This is a genomic window from Mycobacterium aquaticum, assembly GCF_002086485.1.
GTDB lineage: Bacteria > Actinomycetota > Actinomycetes > Mycobacteriales > Mycobacteriaceae > Mycobacterium > Mycobacterium aquaticum.
Genome location: NZ_MVHF01000012.1, coordinates 12,871 through 29,780, shown reverse-complemented (window position 1 = coordinate 29,780; position 16,910 = coordinate 12,871). Strand labels below are relative to the sequence as shown.

The following is a 16,910-nucleotide window of genomic DNA, read 5'->3' as shown; positions in this document are numbered from 1 at the left end:
GACGAGAACGACGCCAGGGCTGTGAATCGACCAGATTCACAGCCCTGTTCTCTGTTTGGGGCAAACGCGAGCGGGCCGCACCCTCACCCCACGGATAGAAAAACCTATCCTCGCGACAGGAACAGTCTGGCAGCACAGGCGATTACGCGAGAACGCCCAGATCGCGACCATTTGAGTCATGACTAATCCAGACACATTGCTCGTGTTCGACGAGGCGGTCACCCGCGCCGGTGTCGGGCGGTGGATACAGCACCTGGAATCTGCAGGCACGCCAACCGAGATGTACCGGCTCGGCGGCGCTCACGTGCTGTCGGTCTCCGATACGGATCTCATCGGTACGGCAGGGCCAGAGCTTCCGGTGCCGACCCACCAGGTGCGCAGGAACAGCGATGTCTGGTTGGGCCGCAGAGAATTACGACCCGGTGGGACGGAAGTGTCCTTCGGGCCGACCACGATCGGCGACGGATCCGTTGTGGTGATCGCGGGACCGTGCGCGGTCGAATCGGCGGAACAAACGCTGGCCACCGCGGCTGTCGTCGCCGGACACGGCGCCGTGGGTCTGCGCGGCGGTGTCTTCAAACCTCGGACCTCGCCGCATTCTTTCCAGGGCATGCAGTGGGACGGCCTCGATCTGCTGGCCGAGGCCAGGGAGCGGACCGGTCTTCCGGTCGTGACCGAGGTGGTCGATCCCGAGCACGTCAAGCGGATGGCCGGGGTGGTCGACGCGTTGCAGATCGGCGCCAGGAACATGCAGAACTTCGCCCTGCTGACCGCCGCGGGCCAGAGCGGTGTTCCGGTCGTGCTCAAGCGCGGCTTCGGCTGCACCGTGGAGGAGACCCTGGCCGCGGCCGAATATCTGCTGCTGGAGGGTAACGACCAGGTTGTGCTGTGCGAGAGGGGAATCCGCACATTTGAGCCTGCGGCCCGCTTCACGCTGGATCTCACCGCGGTCGCGTTGTGGAAGCAGCGCACCCACCTGCCGGTCATGGTCGATCCCAGTCATTCAGGTGGGCACCCGGACCTGGTGGAACCGCTGTCGCTGGCGGCGATCGCTGCCGGGGCCGACGCGCTGATCATCGATGTCCACGTCGCCCCCGAGCAGGCGCTGTGCGACGGCAAACAGGCACTGCTGCCACAACAGTTCGCCGACTTGATGGGTCGGCTCGCTCCACTGGCGGCCGGGCTCGGCCGCCACATGAGCGGCGCATAGATCGGGGCACCACGTGTTCACTGAGCAGCTGCAGCTGGCGATCATCGGGCTCGGACCCCGCGGCCTGTCGGTCGCGGAACGCCTGTGCGCCAACGCCGATGCGCTTCTGGCGCCCGGGCAGGAACTCGTCATCCACCTGATCGACCCGCATGTGTTCCACGGCGGCCAGGTGTGGCGCAGCACGCAGGACCGCGTGCTGTTGATGAATACCGTTGCCTGCCAGGTGACCATGTTCGTCGACGACACCGTCGACTGTGAGGGCCCGGTGGTCAGCGGGCCGAACCTCTACGAGTGGGCCCGGTCGATCGCGTTGGTCGGCAGCCCGAGCGTGCCGGAAGCTGTTCGAGCCGAAGCGCTTACGCTCGGGCCGGACGACTACCCGTCCCGGGCCTTCTACGGAAGTTACCTGCAATGGGTGCGGGACCGCATCATCTGGACGGCGCCGCCGGCCGTCAGCTTCACGTCGCACCAGGCCACCGCGGTCGACCTTCGTGACACCCCGAATGGCCTGCAGGAAATCGTGTTGAGTACCGGGGAGACCATCGGCGAGTTGCAGTCGGTGGTGCTCGCACTCGGACACATGCCGCATCGCCTCGGCGAGGCCGAAACAGCCCTGAGTCGGTTCGCGGACCGGCACGACCTGCGGTACATCACGCCAAGCAACCCGGCCGACGTGGCGCTGGCCGACGTACCCGCGGGCGAGGCGGTCATCTTGCGCGGCCTGGGCCTCACCTTCTTCGACTACATGGCGCTGTTCACCATCGGCCGGGGCGGCACATTCGTGCGCGAGCCCGACGAGACCCTGACTTATCTGCCCTCCGGCCAGGAACCCCGACTGATCGCGGGATCTCGACGCGGAGTGCCGTTCCACGCCCGCGGCAAGAACCAGAAGGGCTCGTCCGGCCGTCACACTCCCCGGTACCTGACCGCCGACGTGATCGAGCGGCTGCGGGCCCGCGCCGACGCCGGAACACCCGCGGACTTCCGCCGGGACATCTGGCCGCTGATCGACCGGGAAGTCCGCACGGTGTACTACGCGGCCCTCGTTCGGGAGCGCCAATGCGCCTGTGATGCCGAGGAATTCACTGCTTTGTTCGCGACGGCGCAAGCAGCGACGGTGCCTGTATTCGGCGCACGTGAGGAGCAATCCGGTTTCGGTGACCCGCTGGCCATTGCGGAGAGCGACGCTCAGCAGAACGTGCTCGCCAAGTTCGACATCGAACCCGAAAGGGCTTGGGACTGGCGGAATATCGCGGCACCATACACCGACGACGACATCTCCTCGACGCATCGGTTCCGCAGCTGGCTGCGGTCGTACCTCGACAATGAAGTCAGGGAGGCGAACAAGGGGAACGTTGTCGGTCCGCGCAAGGCCGCCCTGGACGTCCTGCGCGACCTGCGCAACGAGATCCGGTTGCTCGTCGACCACGGTGGCCTCTCCGGCGACTCGTACCGGGACGAACTGCAGCGCTGGTACATGCCGTTGAATGCGTTCCTGTCGATCGGGCCGCCCGCCGAACGCATCGAGCAGTTCGCTGCCCTGATGGATGCCGGCGTGCTCGAGGTGCTCGGGCCCGATCTGCGGGTGGACTGCTCGGATGGGCGCTTCGTCGCCTATTCCGGAGCCTGCCCGGACCTCGCTGTGGCGGCCACGACGATGATCGAGGCACGCCTGCCGGAAACCGACGTGCACCGCACAACAGACCCGCTGCTGCGGACGCTGCTGGACCGCGGCGAGTGCCAGCCGTACCGCATGCCGATCCGCGGCGGTGGGCACTGGGTCGCCGGCGGTGTCGCGGTCACCCGGCGTCCCTACCGGCTGCTCGATGCCGCGGATCGCCCGCACCCGCGGCGTTTCGCGTTCGGTGTGCCGACCGAGTCGGTGCATTGGGTGACCGCGGCGGGCATCCGTCCCGGTGTCAATTCCGTGATCCTCGGTGATGCCGACGCCATCGCCCGGGCCGGCCTACGCGCCGCGACGGACCACGTCGTGGAGAGATCAGCATGACCGACCACGGCATTCTCGCGCCTGCATGGGCGGCGACGGGAGCGGCTGACCTGGTCGACGACGACGCGTTGCTCAGAGCCATGCTCGCAACCGAAGTCGCGCTGGCCGAGGCGCAGGCCGAACTAGACATGATTCCCGCGGGCGCGGCGGTGGCCATCAGAGCCGCCGCCGTGCCCGCATCCATCGACCTCGCGGCGCTGGCTGCCGGAGTGCGCGAGACGGCGAACCCCGTCGTGGCGTTCGTCGAACAGCTCACCGCGGCGGTCCGGTCCGTCGACATGTCCGCCGCCGAATACGTGCACCGCGGTAGCACCAGCCAGGACATCCTCGACACGGCGCTGGCCCTGCTGTGCGCGACGACGCTGGACCGCATCGCCGACGACCTGCTGGCCTGCGCCGACAGCCTGGCCGGGCACGCCGAGCGGCATCGGGACACACCGATGGCGGGACGCACGCTGACCCAGCACGCCGTGCCGGTCACCTTCGGGCTGAAAGCGGCCACCTGGCTGCATCTGGTGCTCGACGCCGTAGCGCGGGTGCGGCAGGCGCGTGCGGCGCTGCCGGTGTCGATCGGCGGGGCGGCGGGAACGCTTGCGGCGTATCACCAGTACGCGCTGGACATGACCTGGGCGAGCGAAGCGACGGGAAATGGAAGTGACCCGGTGAGTGCGACGCTGCGGCTACCCGCATTGGTTGCCGGCCGGCTCGGGCTGGCCGAACCGATCCTGCCCTGGCATGGGATCCGTACGCCGCTGGTCGATGTCGGCGCGAGCTTGATGGTCACCACGGGCGCGCTCGGCAAGCTGGCCGCCGACGTCCTCGTGCTCAGCCGGACCGAGGTCGGCGAGGTCACCGAGGAGCGGGTGCCGGGCCAGGGTGCGTCTTCGGCCATGCCGCAGAAGCACAACCCTGTCTTCGCGACGCTCGTCGCGACCGCCGCTCGCCAACTGCCCCCGATCGCCCTGGTGCTGTTCGGTTCCATGTCAGTAGAGGACGAACGCTCCTCGGGCGGGTGGCATGCCGAGTGGCAACCGCTGCGGGAGTGTCTGCGCATAGGTGCCGGTGCGGCCGCCAACGCTGCCCGCCTCGCCGAGACGCTTCAGGTGTCACCCGGGGCGATGGCGGCCAACCTGCGGCTGACCCGCGGTGCCATCGTCACCGAGCGCGTCAACGCGGTGCTGGCTCCGGTGCTCGGCAAGGGCAACGCCAAACGCTTGCTGGCCGAGGTCACCGCGGCGGCCGAGCAGGACGGCGCCGACGTCGCCGGCCTGCTTGCCATCGCCCTGGAGCGTGAAGGGGTGGTGTGCCCCGATGTCCCGGGCCTGTTCGATCCGTCCGGCTACACCGGGGTTTCCGGTCCACTGGTCGACCGGGTGCTGAAGCATTTCGCATCGATGGAAGAGCGCTGACATGAATGACTTTGCCATGCAACCACTCTCAGTCGAGCGACGCGAAGAACTGCTCGCGACGCCCGGCTTCGGTGACGTCTTCACCGACCACATGGTGACCATGCGGTGGTCCGCGGAGGTGGGCTGGCGCGACGCCAAAGTCGGTCCGCTTGCCGCGATGTCGCTGCACCCGGCCACCATGGCGTTGCACTACGGCCAGACGATTTTCGAAGGTATGAAGGCGTTCTGGCGCCCGAACGGTCAGCGGGCCCTGTTCCGGCCTGCCGACCATGCCCGCCGGTTCAACCGGTCGGCACGTCGGTTGACCATGCCCACGTTGCCCGAGGAGCAGTTCGTCGCGGCACTGGAGGCGCTTGTGCGCATCGATGGCGGCTGGGTGCCACGCACTCGTGGACACAGTTTGTACTTGCGGCCGTTCATGATCGCGGCGGAGACGGGCCTGGGCCTCCGGCCTGCCGAGGAGTACGTGTTCGCCGTGATCGGCACCCCGGCGCGGCCCGGGTCCGTGGAGCCGAAGCCGATGCGGCTGTGGGCCGCGCCCGAGTACATCCGTGCTGCGCCGGGCGGTACGGGTGCGGCCAAGTGTGGCGGCAACTACGGCGGCGCCTTCGTCGCCCAGCAGCAGGCCGTGGCCAATGACTGCGACGAGGTCGTGTGGCTGGACGCCCGCGAGCGTCGGTATGTCGAGGAAGCGGGCGGCTGCAACTTGTTCTTCGTGGAGTCGACCATTGACGGCCCGCGCCTGAAGACGCCTCCATTGAGCGGAACCCTGTTGGCGGGCATTACCCGTGATTCGATCCTGCGGTTGGCGGAAAAGCTTGGCTTCCGGGTCGCGGAGGAACCGATCACGCTCGACGAGTGGGAGCGAGGCTGCCGAGACGGGCGCATCGCCGAGACGTTCGCGTGTGGCACCGCCCGCTCCATTGTGCCCGTCGGGCATGTGGTTTCCGCTGACCGGGATTGGCCGGTGGGCGACGGCACCGCGGGGCCCGTAACGTCGCGCCTGCGTGCGGCAATGCTCGACATCCACCATGGCCAGGCTTCGGACGTATTCGGCTGGATGCGACTCGTCGACACCGACGCTGATGACTCGCCGGTGCGGATCGGCCCAATTCAATAAGCTGTCGACATGCCTTCCCACCTGGAAATCTGGAGACCATCCGGACGGGAGCTGATCTCACTGGGCGGCGAGCGAGTGACCGTCGGCAAGTCCTCGACCAATGTCGTGTCGCTCGATCATGACTCGACCGTCTCGCGGGTACACGCCGTGCTGGAAAATCTCGGGTTCGCCTGGTCGATACGTGACGTCGGTAGCCGCAATGGCACATATCTCAACGGGGAGAAGATCTCTGCCGAACGGGTCCTGCGCTCTGGCGACGAGTTGCGGATTGGCAAGTCACGGTTGGTGTTCTGGCAGGTGAAGGAAGCCGACCACACAACGACTGCCGAAGAAACGGTTTCTGTCGCGCCCAGTCAGCCCGCTCCGCACCTCACCCGGCGCGAGCTCGAGGTTCTGGTCGTTCTGTGTCGTCCGCTGGTATCCGGTGACCCGTTTCCCGAGGCGGTTTCGGTCCGTCAGATGGCTCAGGAGCTGTTCGTCACCGAGGCCGCCATCAAACAGCATCTGCAGAACTTGTACGACAAATTCGGCATACTGCCGGAGGGTGAGCGGCGAGTCCGTCTGGCCAACGAGGCCATCCGGCGTGGAGCTGTCACCCTCGCCATGTTGCGGGACAGTGGCACCGACCAGAAGTGAGTCGCCAGCCATCGGGAAATAGCTTCTGCTGCAAGAAGTTTCGCTGACGCGAGCGTCGCACGCGTCAGGAGAAGTCCAGCGCCTCCACCGTCGCGACCGGGCCTTCATGCGTCGGCCGATTCGCACCGCCGATGGCGTACACGGTGTCGGCGACGGTGGCGACCACCTCACCGTGGCGAGCCGTCGGCATCGGGGGCAGTGAGATCCACTTCGCCTCGGCGATGTCGTACATCTCTGCCGTGGCGAGCACTCGCGTGGGTTCCTCGCCGCCCAGGGCGACGATCCGACCGTCGATGAACGTGGCGCCGTAGCTGCCGCGCGGAGTCGGCATGTCGACCAACTTCGTCCATTCGCCGGACTGCGGGTCGAACCGCTCGAACGCCGCGGAGTTCTTGTCGGCGGACAGGAATCGTCCACCTACCGTGTACACATATGTTCCGTCCGACACGGCGGCCAGGTGTTCACGCGGGGTCGGCAAGTTCGCAGCGTCCTTCCACGACTGGCCGTCGAACACCTCGGTCTGTGCGACCAGTTGCTTCTCGTTCTGCCCGCCGACGACAACGAGTTTGTCGCCGACGACCGCTGCGGCGGCGGCCGCGCGGGGGTGCGTGAGGCTGGGCAGCTCCACCCAGCTACCGCCGCGCAATGCGTACACCTTGTTCGATGCGTTCGCGAGCTCGTCGCCGGCGCCCCCGATGACCACCATCTCGCCGCGGTACGTGGTCGCGGTCGCGTGGTGCAACGGGACCGGCAGCGGCGGCTGGGCCTGCCATGCTCCGGTCTGCGGGTCGTAACTCTGGACTATCGAAAGCGTATTTCCATGGCTCATGCCACCGGCGATCCAGATCTTGTCGTCGAGCACGGTCCAGGCCATCATCAGCCTCGGAGTGGGCGCGTCAGGCAGGGACCGCCACGCAGATGCGGGTTGGAGCTTGCGGGGAGCGAGTTTCAGCGCCTCCGCCGTCGAGGTCACCTCGGCGCCACCGGAACCGGTCGCCCCGCCGATCGCATACACCGATTTCTCGACCGCGGCGACGGCCACGCCGTGCCTCGGGGTGCTCATATCCGGTAAACCGGCCCATGTCTTCGAGGCCAGGTCCATCACCGAAACGCTCTTGAGGGCCTGCCCGGCGGACAGCCCGCCGACAGCCACCAGACGTGCGTCGGCGATGGCCACGCCGAGGTCGCTGCGCGGCTCGGGCAGCGCAGGCAGCGACGTCCATGAGTCCGCTGCCGGGTCGTATGCCTCGACCGTCGGCAGGTCGACCGTCCCGTCAGATCCGCCGACGGCATACACCAGCTTGTCGTCCGACGCTGCGTCGAGCATCTGTCGCGGCGTTGGCATTGCGGCGCCGAGCTTCCATGAGGTGCCGTCGAAAATTTCGGTGGTGTTCAGCAGTTTGCCGTTGGTTCCGACACCGCCGGTGACGATGAGATGATCGCCGACCACAGCCGCTGCGCCCGCCGCGCGGGGTTGCAGCAGCGGCGGCAGCTCCACCCAGCGGCTGTTGACGACTCGCCAGACCCTGTCGGTCGCAATCTCGTTGTTGGTGCCCTCGGTTCGCCAGCCTCCGAGCACGACTGGGGTCCCTTGCCACGTCACCGACATCGCATGCTGCACCGGAACCGGCAGATCGTCGCCGCCCTTCCAGCTGTCGATGGCAGGGTCATAACCCTCGTGCCGTCCGCTGACCCGTCCATCGCTGCCGAGCCCGCCGAAAATCCAGATGGTCCCGTCGGCCTGAGTCGTCGCTGTGGCCTCGCGGGCGACGCGCGCATTCGTGATCGGCTTCCAGCCGGCCTGAGTCTCGGTCGTCGTCGGGCTCGCGCTTGCCGGGCTGTTCGTGCCGCCGGCACTGCCGCCGTTGCCCTTGTCGCGCGATGCAATGAAAAAGATACCGCTTGCCACCAACACCAAGGCCACGAGCACAGCTGCCGCGACCAACAGCAGGGGCCTGAGATTGCGCGCCGTTGGTCTGACTTTCGTTGTCCCGTCGGGATCCGGTAGCGCGCCTTGCGGACTCGGGCTGACCGGTCCGGGTGGGATTGGTGGGATCGGCCCGGGCGGACTCGGCGGGATCGGGCGCGGAGGAATCGCCGAAATGGGCCCGGGCGAGATAGGCCCGGTCGAGCCCGGCAGATTCGAAACCGGTGTCGGCACCGGAGAGCCGTCCGGTGTGAGGGACGCCGGTTCGGACAGATCAGTCTCACCGAATGTCGCGAACCGCATTGCTGCGGTCGCCTGAGGCTGCTCTGGCTCACCGTTGGTCTCACTGAGCACCATCGAATCCGCCATCAACCCGTTGTGGCGCTGTGCCAACTGCATTTCGCGGCCGAAGTCCGCGGCCGATGTGTGTCGTTGCGTCGGGTCCAGCGACATCGCCTTCTCGATGGCGGCGCACACGTCGGCCGGAATCCCCTGGGGACGCATGTCCGGCACGGGCGTCGAACTGATCCGCAGATAATGCGCAATGAGGTCCTCGTCGCCCTTGCGCTCATGCGCGGCGGTCCCGGCGATCAACGCGTAGATCGTGGCACCGAGCGAATACACGTCGGACACGGCCGTCGGCGGACTTCCAGCCAGTACCTCGGGCGCGGTGAAGGCGATGGTGCCGGTGAAAAACCCCGTCGCGGTTTCGTATCCCCCGACGATTCGGGCGATCCCGAAATCGCTCAACTGTGGTTCGCCGTAATCGTTGACGAGCACGTTCCCGGGCTTGATGTCGCGATGCAATGTGCCTGCCCGGTGTGCGGTTTCCAGTGCCCCGCACAGCTTCACCCCGATACGCAGTGCGTCAGGCCACGCGATCCGGCCAACCCGGTGCAGTCGCTGGGCCAGGGAACCCGCCTGGTGGTACGGCATCACGATGTAGGGCCGGTTACTCTCGGTCACTCCGACCTGCAGGATGTTCTCGATGTTCGGGTGGCCGGATAGCTTCCCCATGGCCAAGCCCTCACGCAGAAAGCGTTCCCGGTTGTCTTGGTCGATATCGGACAGCAGCACCTTGATGGCGACGCTTCGCGCGAGCGAGGTCTGGTGGCAGCGATAAACCACCCCCGCGCCGCCTCGACCGACTTCGACGGCATCCAGGAACCCGGCGGCCATCAACTCCTCAGCGATCCCGCCCGTGGGTTTGGTACCGTCCGCGCGTTCTCCGGCCATATCGCCGATGGTCCTCCCATCTGAGTCCGCTGATTCGTGATCGTCAAAAGTAGGGAGCACAAACTCACCGACGTCGGATTGGTGTTCGCCCGCCGCCGGAAAGCCGGCAGTTACATTCTGAACTTGGGCGAAGTCACAGTTTCCCGTTTTGCGCCCGATGATGGGTCAGCGTGTTGCTGTCACGCTCGGCAGGGTGCCGATGACGGCGATCTTCGACGGATTGGACGGCTTGATGGTCCCACCCGAACTCGCAGGCGCAGTGGTGACGACGATCGAGCCGCCGCGGCAGCTCACGATCTTGCCGTCGACAAAAACATCCTGGCCCTCGTCGATCGGGATGTCGTAACCATCCTTGTCCGTGTAGTGGCAACCGCCGCCTTCGTTGTTGTTGACCGGAAGGGCGTGCGCGGTTGCCGGGGCCAACGCGACGACGGCCAGGGCGCCGACGAGCGTCGCTGCGTACTTGAAGCCGGTCAGTTTGCGGTGGGAATCGGTCATTGTGGCATTTCCTCTCTTGGGCTGGTGAGAAGAAATGGTGCCGAAAAAGCCAGGCCGAGATAATCGCCCGGAAGCCATAGTTCTCTTCCGAGGGGAAAGGTTTAGCTATCCTCCGGGTAAGCCTTCGGGCTTGATGCCTAGTTGGCGAAGGGGTTGCGTCCTTCACCGGTATTGAGCAACAGCGGGTTGTTCACCCCGAGGATGAAGCTGCTGCCGGGGGTGAGGGCGAATCCCGCTCCGTCGTAGGAGTTGCTGCACATCGTCACCGTGCCGTCGGTCCCGCAGGTCACATTCCGGAAGCTGATGCGCGATCCGGGCTGCAGCCGGTTGGGCAGCCCCTCGAAGCCGAACAGCGGCCGGTTGTCGTTGAGAAACGTGGGCGGTCCCTGTTGTCCACCCGTGACCGCGTTGGCGCCGTCCGGGGCGGCGGGCAGCGGGCCGGTGCAGCCGTAGTTGCCCGATCTGCGGCTGATGGCGCACGCGATATCGCCCGGCACCGCGAACGCGTAGTACTCGCCGTTCTGCATCGCGAAGTCCGACGGTTTCACCGCCGTGAGTGCGTTGAGGTTGAGCGGTGGCGGGGGCGGAGGTGGCGGCGGGTCGGCCACGGCCACACCGGGGAAGCCGACGCCGGCGCCGACCGCCGCGCTCACCAGTGCCATCAGCATTCTCCTGCGCATCACGACACCTTAAGGCGTTCCAGCCGGACACGCGTTACTACCTGGCGGATTGCCGCCGCTGACCCCGCCAATGAGTACGTTGCTATTCAACCGCTGTGAGGAGTTGACATGACCGACCGTCTCATCGCCGGAGTCATCGGGTTCGGCGTCGCAGGCGAGTTCTTCCACTCGCGCTTTCTCGCCACCAATCCGAACTACGAGCTGCGCGGCGTGGTCACCACGGACGCGGCCCGGGCCGAGCGGGCGCGGGCGCTCGCTCCCACGGTCGAGGTCTTCGCGTCGGCGGACGACATGCTGCAGTCGGGCCAGTTCGACCTCGTCGTCGTCGCGTCGCCTCCCGCACTGCACGTCGAGCACGCCACGGCGGCACTGGAGCGCGGCGCGGCGGTCGTGGTGGACAAGCCTTTCGCGCCGACCGTCGCCGACGCCAACCGCATCGTCGAGGCCGCGCTCACCCACGACCGTCCACTGGTCGTCTACCAGAACCGTCGGTGGGACAGGGATTTTCGGACCATTCGACGCATGCTGGCCGAGGGCGCGTTGGGTACCCCGCACACCTTCGAATCCCGCTTCGAATGGTGGAAACCCGAGCTGGGGCAGAACTGGAAATCCACGACGACGGTCGATGCCGGAGGCGGCGTCCTGCTCGATCTCGGGCCGCATCTGGTGGACCAGGCAGTGCAACTGCTCGGGCCCGTCCGCACTGTCGCACACGCCCGGTTGCGCACGGTGCGCGAAGGCGCTGCCGCGGACGATGACGCCTTCCTCGAGCTGGTGCACGAATCCGGTGTGGTGAGCCGCCTGAGCATGGGGTCGTTGGTGGGTGTGATGGGCCCGCGGTTCCGGTTGTCGGGAAGCAAGGGAACCGTGGTCGTGGAAGGCCTCGATCAACAGGAACGTGCAATGCGGGTCGACGGCGCCATGCCGTCGGACCCGGGCTTCGACCGCGACACCCGCGTCGCGCACTTCGGGGCCGGCGACGAGCGCGTCACCGTCGCGCTGGATCCCGGCAGCTACCAAGACTTTTACGACGCCGTGGCGGCAGCGATCCGCGGCGAAGGACCCGTTCCGGTCGATCCGCGCGATGCCGTCCGCACCATGGAGATCCTGGAAGAGGCGCGGCGGCTGGCGTAGGGGGACAGGCCAGCCCTACCGTTGGTCGGCGTGCGGCGCCGCTTCGACCAATGCCGCGATGAGGCGGGCCAGCATGGTCTCGTCGATGGTTCCGGCTTGGAGCACCTCCTCCATGGCGACCCCCGTCGACATGGTGACGACCAGTTGAGCCAGCGCCAGCAGGTTCTGCCGTGGCAATGCCGTGGTGACGTTGTTGACGACATGCAGGGTCTGCTCGACGGCGGCGCGGCGGCGCGCGATCAGACGGTCGCGCAGTTGCGGATCGCGCACGGCCCGTAGCCAGTATTCGGTGAGGACGAGGTAGAACTCGTTCTGGTCGTGGATCGACTCCAGCATGGAGCGACTCAACGCCTGGGCCGTGGCGACCGTGTCGCCGCCACTGTTGTCGAAGGCGGTCGCGATCAGTTCACCCCGCGTTTCGAACTGGCGGTCCAGCAGCGCCAGGAACAGCTCGTCCTTGGATTCGAAGTTCGAGTACACCGCACCTTTGGTGAATCCCGCGGCTTGACCGATCGCATCGATGGTCGCGCCGGCGAACCCTTCGGCGGCGAACACGGCCAGGGCGGCGTCGAGGATCCGGTCGCGCACCTCGCCACGGGTCGGCCTGGTCCGCGCGGGTTTGACAGACGGCATACCCCGCAGCATACTCGCCAGTATCGAATGGATACCAGTGAGTATCGAAATGTCGGGGATGGCAGACTTTGATCCGGCGGTTCGGTGGGGGACAGCAATGGCATACCGCGCAGAATCGACCGGTGACGGCAACGGGCAACGGAAAGAGCAACCGCATGCACGCAGAGGACCAACCGGGCGAGGCTGACCTGCAGCCCGCCGACGGCCCAGCCGAACCGGCGGACGAGTCGCCGGCCGAGCCGGAGGATGCGGACGCCGACGAACCGGACGACGAACCACTGATCGTCGCGGCCGGCCTCGGCGTGGACGGCGAGCATGAGCCGCTGTTCTCCGGCGTCGATCTGGAGCTGACGCGGGGCTTTCACGCCATCCAGATGCCCGGCGGGTGGGGTCAGACGGCGCTGCTGCTCACCCTGGCCGGCCGGCTCAAGCCGACGCACGGCACGGTGACCGTATGCGGCGACACGCAGCCGCGGGCCATCCGCAAACACTGCTCGATCGCGGCGTTCGACGACATCGACGACCTGCCGGACTCGGTGACCGTGCAGACAGTGCTCGCTGAGCAGCGGCGCTGGCTGGCGCCGTGGTATACGCAGGTGTCGGACCAGGCCGGCGCGGCCGAACTGGCGTTGGTGTTCGGCGACGTGCCGACCCCGTCACCGAAGTCCTTCATCAGCGACCTCTCGGACCTGGAGTTGTTCCTGCTGCGCGTCACACTGTCGTTGTTCTCCAACCGGCCCATCCTGGTGGTCGGCGACCTCGAGCAGGTGCGTGACTACGACAGGCGCGCGACCGCGATCGAACGTCTCGCCGCCATCGCGACCCAACGCACCGTCGTGGTCGGCGTCACCAACCCACTCGGCCCCGACGCCCCCGCGCACGATCTACACGATCACCGCATCCTGACCGGGAAGGACTGATGATGCTGGCTGGACTCGCACTCGGCTCGGAGATCAAGCGCTTCGGTCGCAGCCGGATGACCCGGTTGGCGATCATCGTGCTGATGCTGCTGCCGCTGGTCTACGGCGCGCTGTACCTGTGGGCGTACTGGGATCCGTTCGGGCACGTCAACAAAATGCCTGTGGCACTGGTCAATTCCGACCGCGGGACAGTGGTGTCCGGGGTGCAGGTGAAAGCAGGCGACGAGATCGCCAAGAGCTTGACCGACGATGCCAGCCTGGATTGGCACGTCGTCGATCTCGATGAGGCGCGCCGGGGCGTCGACCACGGCAAGTACTACTTCATGCTGGAGCTGCCGCCGGACTTCAGCGAGGCGATCGCGTCCCCGGTGACGGGGGAACCCAAGCGGGCCAACCTGATTGCCGTCTACAACGACGCCAACAACTACATCTCGTCGAGCATCGGCCGCACCGCCGTCGACCAGGTACTCAACGCCGTCTCCACCCGGATCTCCGGACAGGCGGTCAATCAGGTGCTGTCGGTGGTGGTTTCATCCGGTGCAGGCATCAAACAAGCCGCCGACGGTGCGCAGCAGCTCGCCGACGGTGCGGTGAAGGTCGACGACGGCGCCGGTGAGCTGTCGAACGGCCTGCACACCGCGCGGTCCGGTTCGGCGCAGGTCGCCTCGGGCGCCAAGCAGCTCTCTGACGGAATCATCAAGGCCACCGACCCGCTGGTCACGGTGACCAAGGCGCTGTCGCAGATCGGCGGCAACACCGATCAGCTGCAGAAGGGGGCCACCGCGCTGCAGCAGGCCAACGAACAGATCGGCGGGATCGCGACGGCGCAGGACACCGCAGCCAACTCGCTGACCACCGTGATCGACCAGCTGTCCGGAAGCCCGGACCCGTTGGCCAACAATGCCGCCGGGACGCTGCGCGGGATCCAGGATCAGTTGCGCGGGCATCAGTTCACACCGCAGATCCGGCAACAACTCACCGATGCCGAGAACGCGGCGATCTCGATGACCACAGCCCTGCGCGCTCCCGGCAGCCCGCTCAACTCCGCGCTCAACCAGGTCGGCAGCACGGGGCAGGACCTCAACAACAAGCTGACCCAGCTACGCAGCGGGGCGCAACAGCTGTCTTCCGGGAGCGCCGAATTGGCCACAGGCATCGCCAAACTCGATGACGGTGCGGTGCAGCTGAAGTCGGGCACTGCTCAGCTGCGGTCGGGCTCGGCCGAGCTGGCGACCAAACTCGCTGAAGGCGCGAAGCAGGTGCCCAACTGGAGCACCCAGCAGAAGAACGCGATCGCCGACACCATCGGCGGCCCGGTCAATCTGGAAACCTCGCACGAGAACGCCGCGCCCAACTTCGGTACCGGGATGGCGCCGTTCTTCCTCACGCTGGCGCTGTTCTTCGGCGCCCTGGTGCTGTGGATGATTTTGCGGCCCTTGCAGACCCGGGCCATCGCTGCGGAGGTGCTGGCGATCCGGGTGGTGCTCGCCAGCTACCTGCCCGCGGCGATGATCGGGTTCTTCCAGGCCGTCATCCTGTACTGCGTGGTGCGGTTCGCCCTCGGCATGCACGCGGAGCACCCTTGGGCGATGCTCGGGTTCATGGTGTTGATCTCGTGCGCGTTCGTCGCCGCCACCCAAGCGATCAACGCCCTCGTCGGGCCTGCGGTGGGCCGGGTGCTGGTGATGGCATTGCTGATGCTGCAGCTGGTGAGCGCGGGCGGCATGTATCCCGTCGAGACCACGTCGAAACCGTTCCAGGTGATCCACAAGTACGATCCGATGACCTACGGCGTCAACGGTTTACGTCAGCTGATCCTGGGCGGGATCGATTACCGGTTGTGGCAGGCGATCATCGCGCTGGTGATCATCTGGGCCGGCGCGATGACCATCTCCTGCCTGTCTGCGCGGCGGGACCGGCTGTGGAACCTCAACAGGCTGATACCGGCTATCAAGATGTGAGGCGGGCGCTCAAGCCGCGCTGATCACCCGGCTGGGCCTGCCGTGCACGTCGACCGGCACGTCACCGGCCAGGGTGACGCGGTGCATGACGCGCCGCTGGTCGTCGTAGTCGTCGACCGCTCGGTGCTGCGTGGCGCGGTTGTCCCAGATCGCCACGTCGCCGGGCGCCCAATTCCAGCGGACGGTGTTCTCCGGTGCGGTGATCCGCCGCTGCAGGAGTTCGAACAGCACGTGTGACTCGTGGCTGTCGAGCCCGACGAACCCGCGGGCGAAATCGCCCGCGAGCAGCGTGCGTTCGCCGGTCTCGGGGTGCACCCGCACCACCGGATGTTCGGTGCGGAAATCGGGTTTTTCGAACGCTGCGCGCATGATCTCCTGGGTCTCGGTGCGTTGGACCGCCGGCGCTGCGGCGTAGTCGAAGCGGTTGGAGTGCACAGCGCGCAGGTTCTCGGTGAGGTGTTTGAGGGGCTCGGGCAGCCGGTCGTAGGCAGCGGCGGTGGACGCCCACAGCGTGGATCCGCCGTAGGAGGGCAGCGTCACCGCGCGCAAGACCGAGATGGCGGGGTAGTCCGGCACGAAGGTGACGTCGGTGTGCCAGCGGGTGGCCTTGGCGTATTCAGAGTCGATCGGCGTGATGATCGGGACGCCGTCCTGTTTGAGCGCGTGGTGGCCGATCGGGGTCCCGAGCAGGCGCGCGAACGCGTGTTGCTCGTCATCGGTGAGGTGTTGCTGGTCGCCGAAGAAGATCACCTTGTGCTGCAGCAGCGCTCTGCGGATCTCGGCGACGGTGTCGGCATCGAGATCTCCGCCGAGTCGCACGCCGTCGATGCGTGCGCCGATGCGGCTGCCCAGTTTCGTGACGGTGAGACCGGTGGTGGCAATCGTCATGGTTGAGGTCCTTTGTCGCTGGTGGAACGTGGTGTAGTCGAGTGACTACAGCTTGATGTGGGCTAGTGTAGCCAGGTGACTACAGATGCGCCAGTGCCTCACCCTGGGACCGCTCCCGTCGGTCGTGACGAGGTGGTGGCGGCCACGCTGGCCGCAGCGGCCGAGCTCTTCGCCGAACGCGGCCCGGCTGCCACCTCCATTCGGGATATCGCCACCCGCTCACGGGTGAACCACGGCCTGGTCTACCGGCACTTCGGCACCAAGGAACGTCTGGTCGGGGCGGTGCTCGACCACCTGGGGGAGTCACTGACCGTTCTGCTGGACACGGGCGCTCCGGCCGGTGAGATCGAACAGGCCATGGACCGGCACATGCGGGTCATGGCCCGCGCCCTGCTCGACGGCTACCCCGTGGGGCAGCTGCAGTCCCATTTCCCCAACGTGGCCATGCTGGTGGAGCGGGTGGTACCCCGGTTCGCCGATGACCGCGACGGACGCCTGGCCGCAGCCAATGCCGTTGCGCTGCAAATGGGTTGGCGGTTGTTCGAGCCGTTCTTGCGATCGGCCACCGGTCTCGAGGAGGTCAGCGAGGACGTGGTGCGCGCGGCCGTCGGCGCACAGATCGCCCGGATGCTCACGCCGGAATGAGGATC

At 66.9% G+C, this 16,910-nt stretch carries 14 protein-coding genes; 9 read left to right on the top strand and 5 right to left on the bottom strand.

Translation table 11 applies throughout. From position 1 onward, the window contains the following. Positions 1 to 178 precede the first annotated feature (178 nt). The 5 genes from aroF to BST13_RS14245 are packed head-to-tail and all read left to right on the top strand — an operon-like array spanning position 179 to position 6,383. Entirely contained in the window at positions 179 to 1,210 is a 1,032-nt protein-coding gene (gene aroF, locus BST13_RS14265; RefSeq protein WP_083164687.1) for a 3-deoxy-7-phosphoheptulonate synthase, read from the top strand. Between the two features lie 13 nt (positions 1,211 to 1,223). Continuing rightward, on the top strand, positions 1,224 to 3,218 hold the full coding sequence (locus BST13_RS14260; RefSeq protein ID WP_083164686.1) for an FAD/NAD(P)-binding protein: 1,995 nt from the start codon (positions 1,224 to 1,226) through the stop codon (positions 3,216 to 3,218). Further along, positions 3,215 to 4,627: a lyase family protein gene (locus tag BST13_RS14255; RefSeq protein ID WP_083164685.1), complete on the top strand. Its 1,413-nt coding sequence runs from the start codon at positions 3,215 to 3,217 to the stop codon at positions 4,625 to 4,627. Before BST13_RS14260 ends, BST13_RS14255 begins: the two co-directional genes overlap by 4 nt. Positions 4,628 to 4,643: 16 nt before the next feature. Continuing rightward, a complete protein-coding gene (locus BST13_RS14250) occupies positions 4,644 to 5,747 on the top strand; it encodes a branched-chain amino acid aminotransferase (protein ID WP_245839620.1) in 1,104 nt (367 codons plus the stop codon). Positions 5,748 to 5,756: 9 nt separating this feature from the next. Next, entirely contained in the window at positions 5,757 to 6,383 is a 627-nt protein-coding gene (locus BST13_RS14245; protein ID WP_083164683.1) for an FHA domain-containing protein, read from the top strand. 64 nt (positions 6,384 to 6,447) lie between these two features. On the opposite strand, the gene BST13_RS14240 is transcribed toward BST13_RS14245, so the two are convergent. The 3 genes from BST13_RS14240 to BST13_RS14230 all read right to left on the bottom strand — a co-directional run bounded on the left by BST13_RS14240 (position 6,448) and on the right by BST13_RS14230 (position 10,706). After that, on the bottom strand, positions 6,448 to 9,546 hold the full coding sequence (locus tag BST13_RS14240) for a serine/threonine-protein kinase (RefSeq protein WP_083164682.1): 3,099 nt from the start codon (positions 9,544 to 9,546) through the stop codon (positions 6,448 to 6,450). Between the two features lie 165 nt (positions 9,547 to 9,711). Further along, positions 9,712 to 10,044, bottom strand: a complete 333-nt coding sequence (locus tag BST13_RS14235) for a hypothetical protein (protein ID WP_083164681.1) — start codon at positions 10,042 to 10,044, stop codon at positions 9,712 to 9,714. 137 nt (positions 10,045 to 10,181) lie between these two features. After that, the gene (locus BST13_RS14230; protein WP_245839614.1) at positions 10,182 to 10,706 is read right to left on the bottom strand and encodes a hypothetical protein; all 525 of its coding nucleotides are present in this window, start codon (positions 10,704 to 10,706) and stop codon (positions 10,182 to 10,184) included. Positions 10,707 to 10,832: 126 nt separating this feature from the next. Here BST13_RS14230 and BST13_RS14225 point away from each other — a divergent pair, with 126 nt between their 5' ends. After that, positions 10,833 to 11,858 carry a Gfo/Idh/MocA family protein gene (locus tag BST13_RS14225; RefSeq protein WP_083164679.1) on the top strand — a complete coding sequence of 342 codons (1,026 nt, stop codon included), beginning with the start codon at positions 10,833 to 10,835 and terminating at the stop codon, positions 11,856 to 11,858. Positions 11,859 to 11,873: 15 nt separating this feature from the next. Here BST13_RS14225 and BST13_RS14220 read toward each other — a convergent pair whose 3' ends face one another. Next, positions 11,874 to 12,503, bottom strand: a complete 630-nt coding sequence (locus tag BST13_RS14220) for a TetR/AcrR family transcriptional regulator (RefSeq protein ID WP_083164678.1) — start codon at positions 12,501 to 12,503, stop codon at positions 11,874 to 11,876. 143 nt (positions 12,504 to 12,646) lie between these two features. Here BST13_RS14220 and BST13_RS14215 point away from each other — a divergent pair, with 143 nt between their 5' ends. Both BST13_RS14215 and BST13_RS14210 read left to right on the top strand, forming a co-directional pair. Next, complete coding sequence (locus tag BST13_RS14215; protein ID WP_211296093.1) at positions 12,647 to 13,411, top strand: hypothetical protein; 765 nt, start codon at positions 12,647 to 12,649, stop codon at positions 13,409 to 13,411. Positions 13,412 to 13,413: 2 nt separating this feature from the next. Beyond that, positions 13,414 to 15,372 (top strand): YhgE/Pip domain-containing protein, encoded by a 1,959-nt coding sequence (locus BST13_RS14210; protein ID WP_083164677.1) that lies wholly within the window; start codon positions 13,414 to 13,416, stop codon positions 15,370 to 15,372. A 9-nt stretch (positions 15,373 to 15,381) separates the two neighbouring features. Here the strand turns inward: BST13_RS14210 and BST13_RS14205 are convergent, their stop codons facing one another. Beyond that, entirely contained in the window at positions 15,382 to 16,260 is an 879-nt protein-coding gene (locus BST13_RS14205) for a TauD/TfdA dioxygenase family protein (RefSeq protein WP_083164676.1), read from the bottom strand. 75 nt (positions 16,261 to 16,335) lie between these two features. Here BST13_RS14205 and BST13_RS14200 point away from each other — a divergent pair, with 75 nt between their 5' ends. Next, positions 16,336 to 16,905 carry a TetR/AcrR family transcriptional regulator gene (locus BST13_RS14200; protein ID WP_083164675.1) on the top strand — a complete coding sequence of 190 codons (570 nt, stop codon included), beginning with the start codon at positions 16,336 to 16,338 and terminating at the stop codon, positions 16,903 to 16,905. Positions 16,906 to 16,910 lie beyond the last annotated feature (5 nt).

Excerpts from the sequence above, each read along its gene's own strand:
- aroF (WP_083164687.1), top strand. The coding sequence starts at position 179 with ATGACTAATCCAGACACATTGCTCGTGTTCGACGAGGCGGTCACCCGC.
- BST13_RS14245 (WP_083164683.1), top strand. The coding sequence starts at position 5,757 with ATGCCTTCCCACCTGGAAATCTGGAGACCATCCGGACGGGAGCTGATC.
- BST13_RS14210 (WP_083164677.1), top strand. The coding sequence starts at position 13,414 with ATGCTGGCTGGACTCGCACTCGGCTCGGAGATCAAGCGCTTCGGTCGC.
- BST13_RS14250 (WP_245839620.1), top strand. The coding sequence starts at position 4,644 with ATGCAACCACTCTCAGTCGAGCGACGCGAAGAACTGCTCGCGACGCCC.
- BST13_RS14205 (WP_083164676.1), bottom strand. The coding sequence starts at position 16,260 with ATGACGATTGCCACCACCGGTCTCACCGTCACGAAACTGGGCAGCCGC.
- BST13_RS14255 (WP_083164685.1), top strand. The coding sequence starts at position 3,215 with ATGACCGACCACGGCATTCTCGCGCCTGCATGGGCGGCGACGGGAGCG.
- BST13_RS14215 (WP_211296093.1), top strand. The coding sequence starts at position 12,647 with ATGCACGCAGAGGACCAACCGGGCGAGGCTGACCTGCAGCCCGCCGAC.
- BST13_RS14240 (WP_083164682.1), bottom strand. The coding sequence starts at position 9,546 with ATGGCCGGAGAACGCGCGGACGGTACCAAACCCACGGGCGGGATCGCT.
- BST13_RS14220 (WP_083164678.1), bottom strand. The coding sequence starts at position 12,503 with ATGCTGCGGGGTATGCCGTCTGTCAAACCCGCGCGGACCAGGCCGACC.
- BST13_RS14230 (WP_245839614.1), bottom strand. The coding sequence starts at position 10,706 with ATGGCACTGGTGAGCGCGGCGGTCGGCGCCGGCGTCGGCTTCCCCGGT.
- BST13_RS14235 (WP_083164681.1), bottom strand. The coding sequence starts at position 10,044 with ATGACCGATTCCCACCGCAAACTGACCGGCTTCAAGTACGCAGCGACG.
- BST13_RS14225 (WP_083164679.1), top strand. The coding sequence starts at position 10,833 with ATGACCGACCGTCTCATCGCCGGAGTCATCGGGTTCGGCGTCGCAGGC.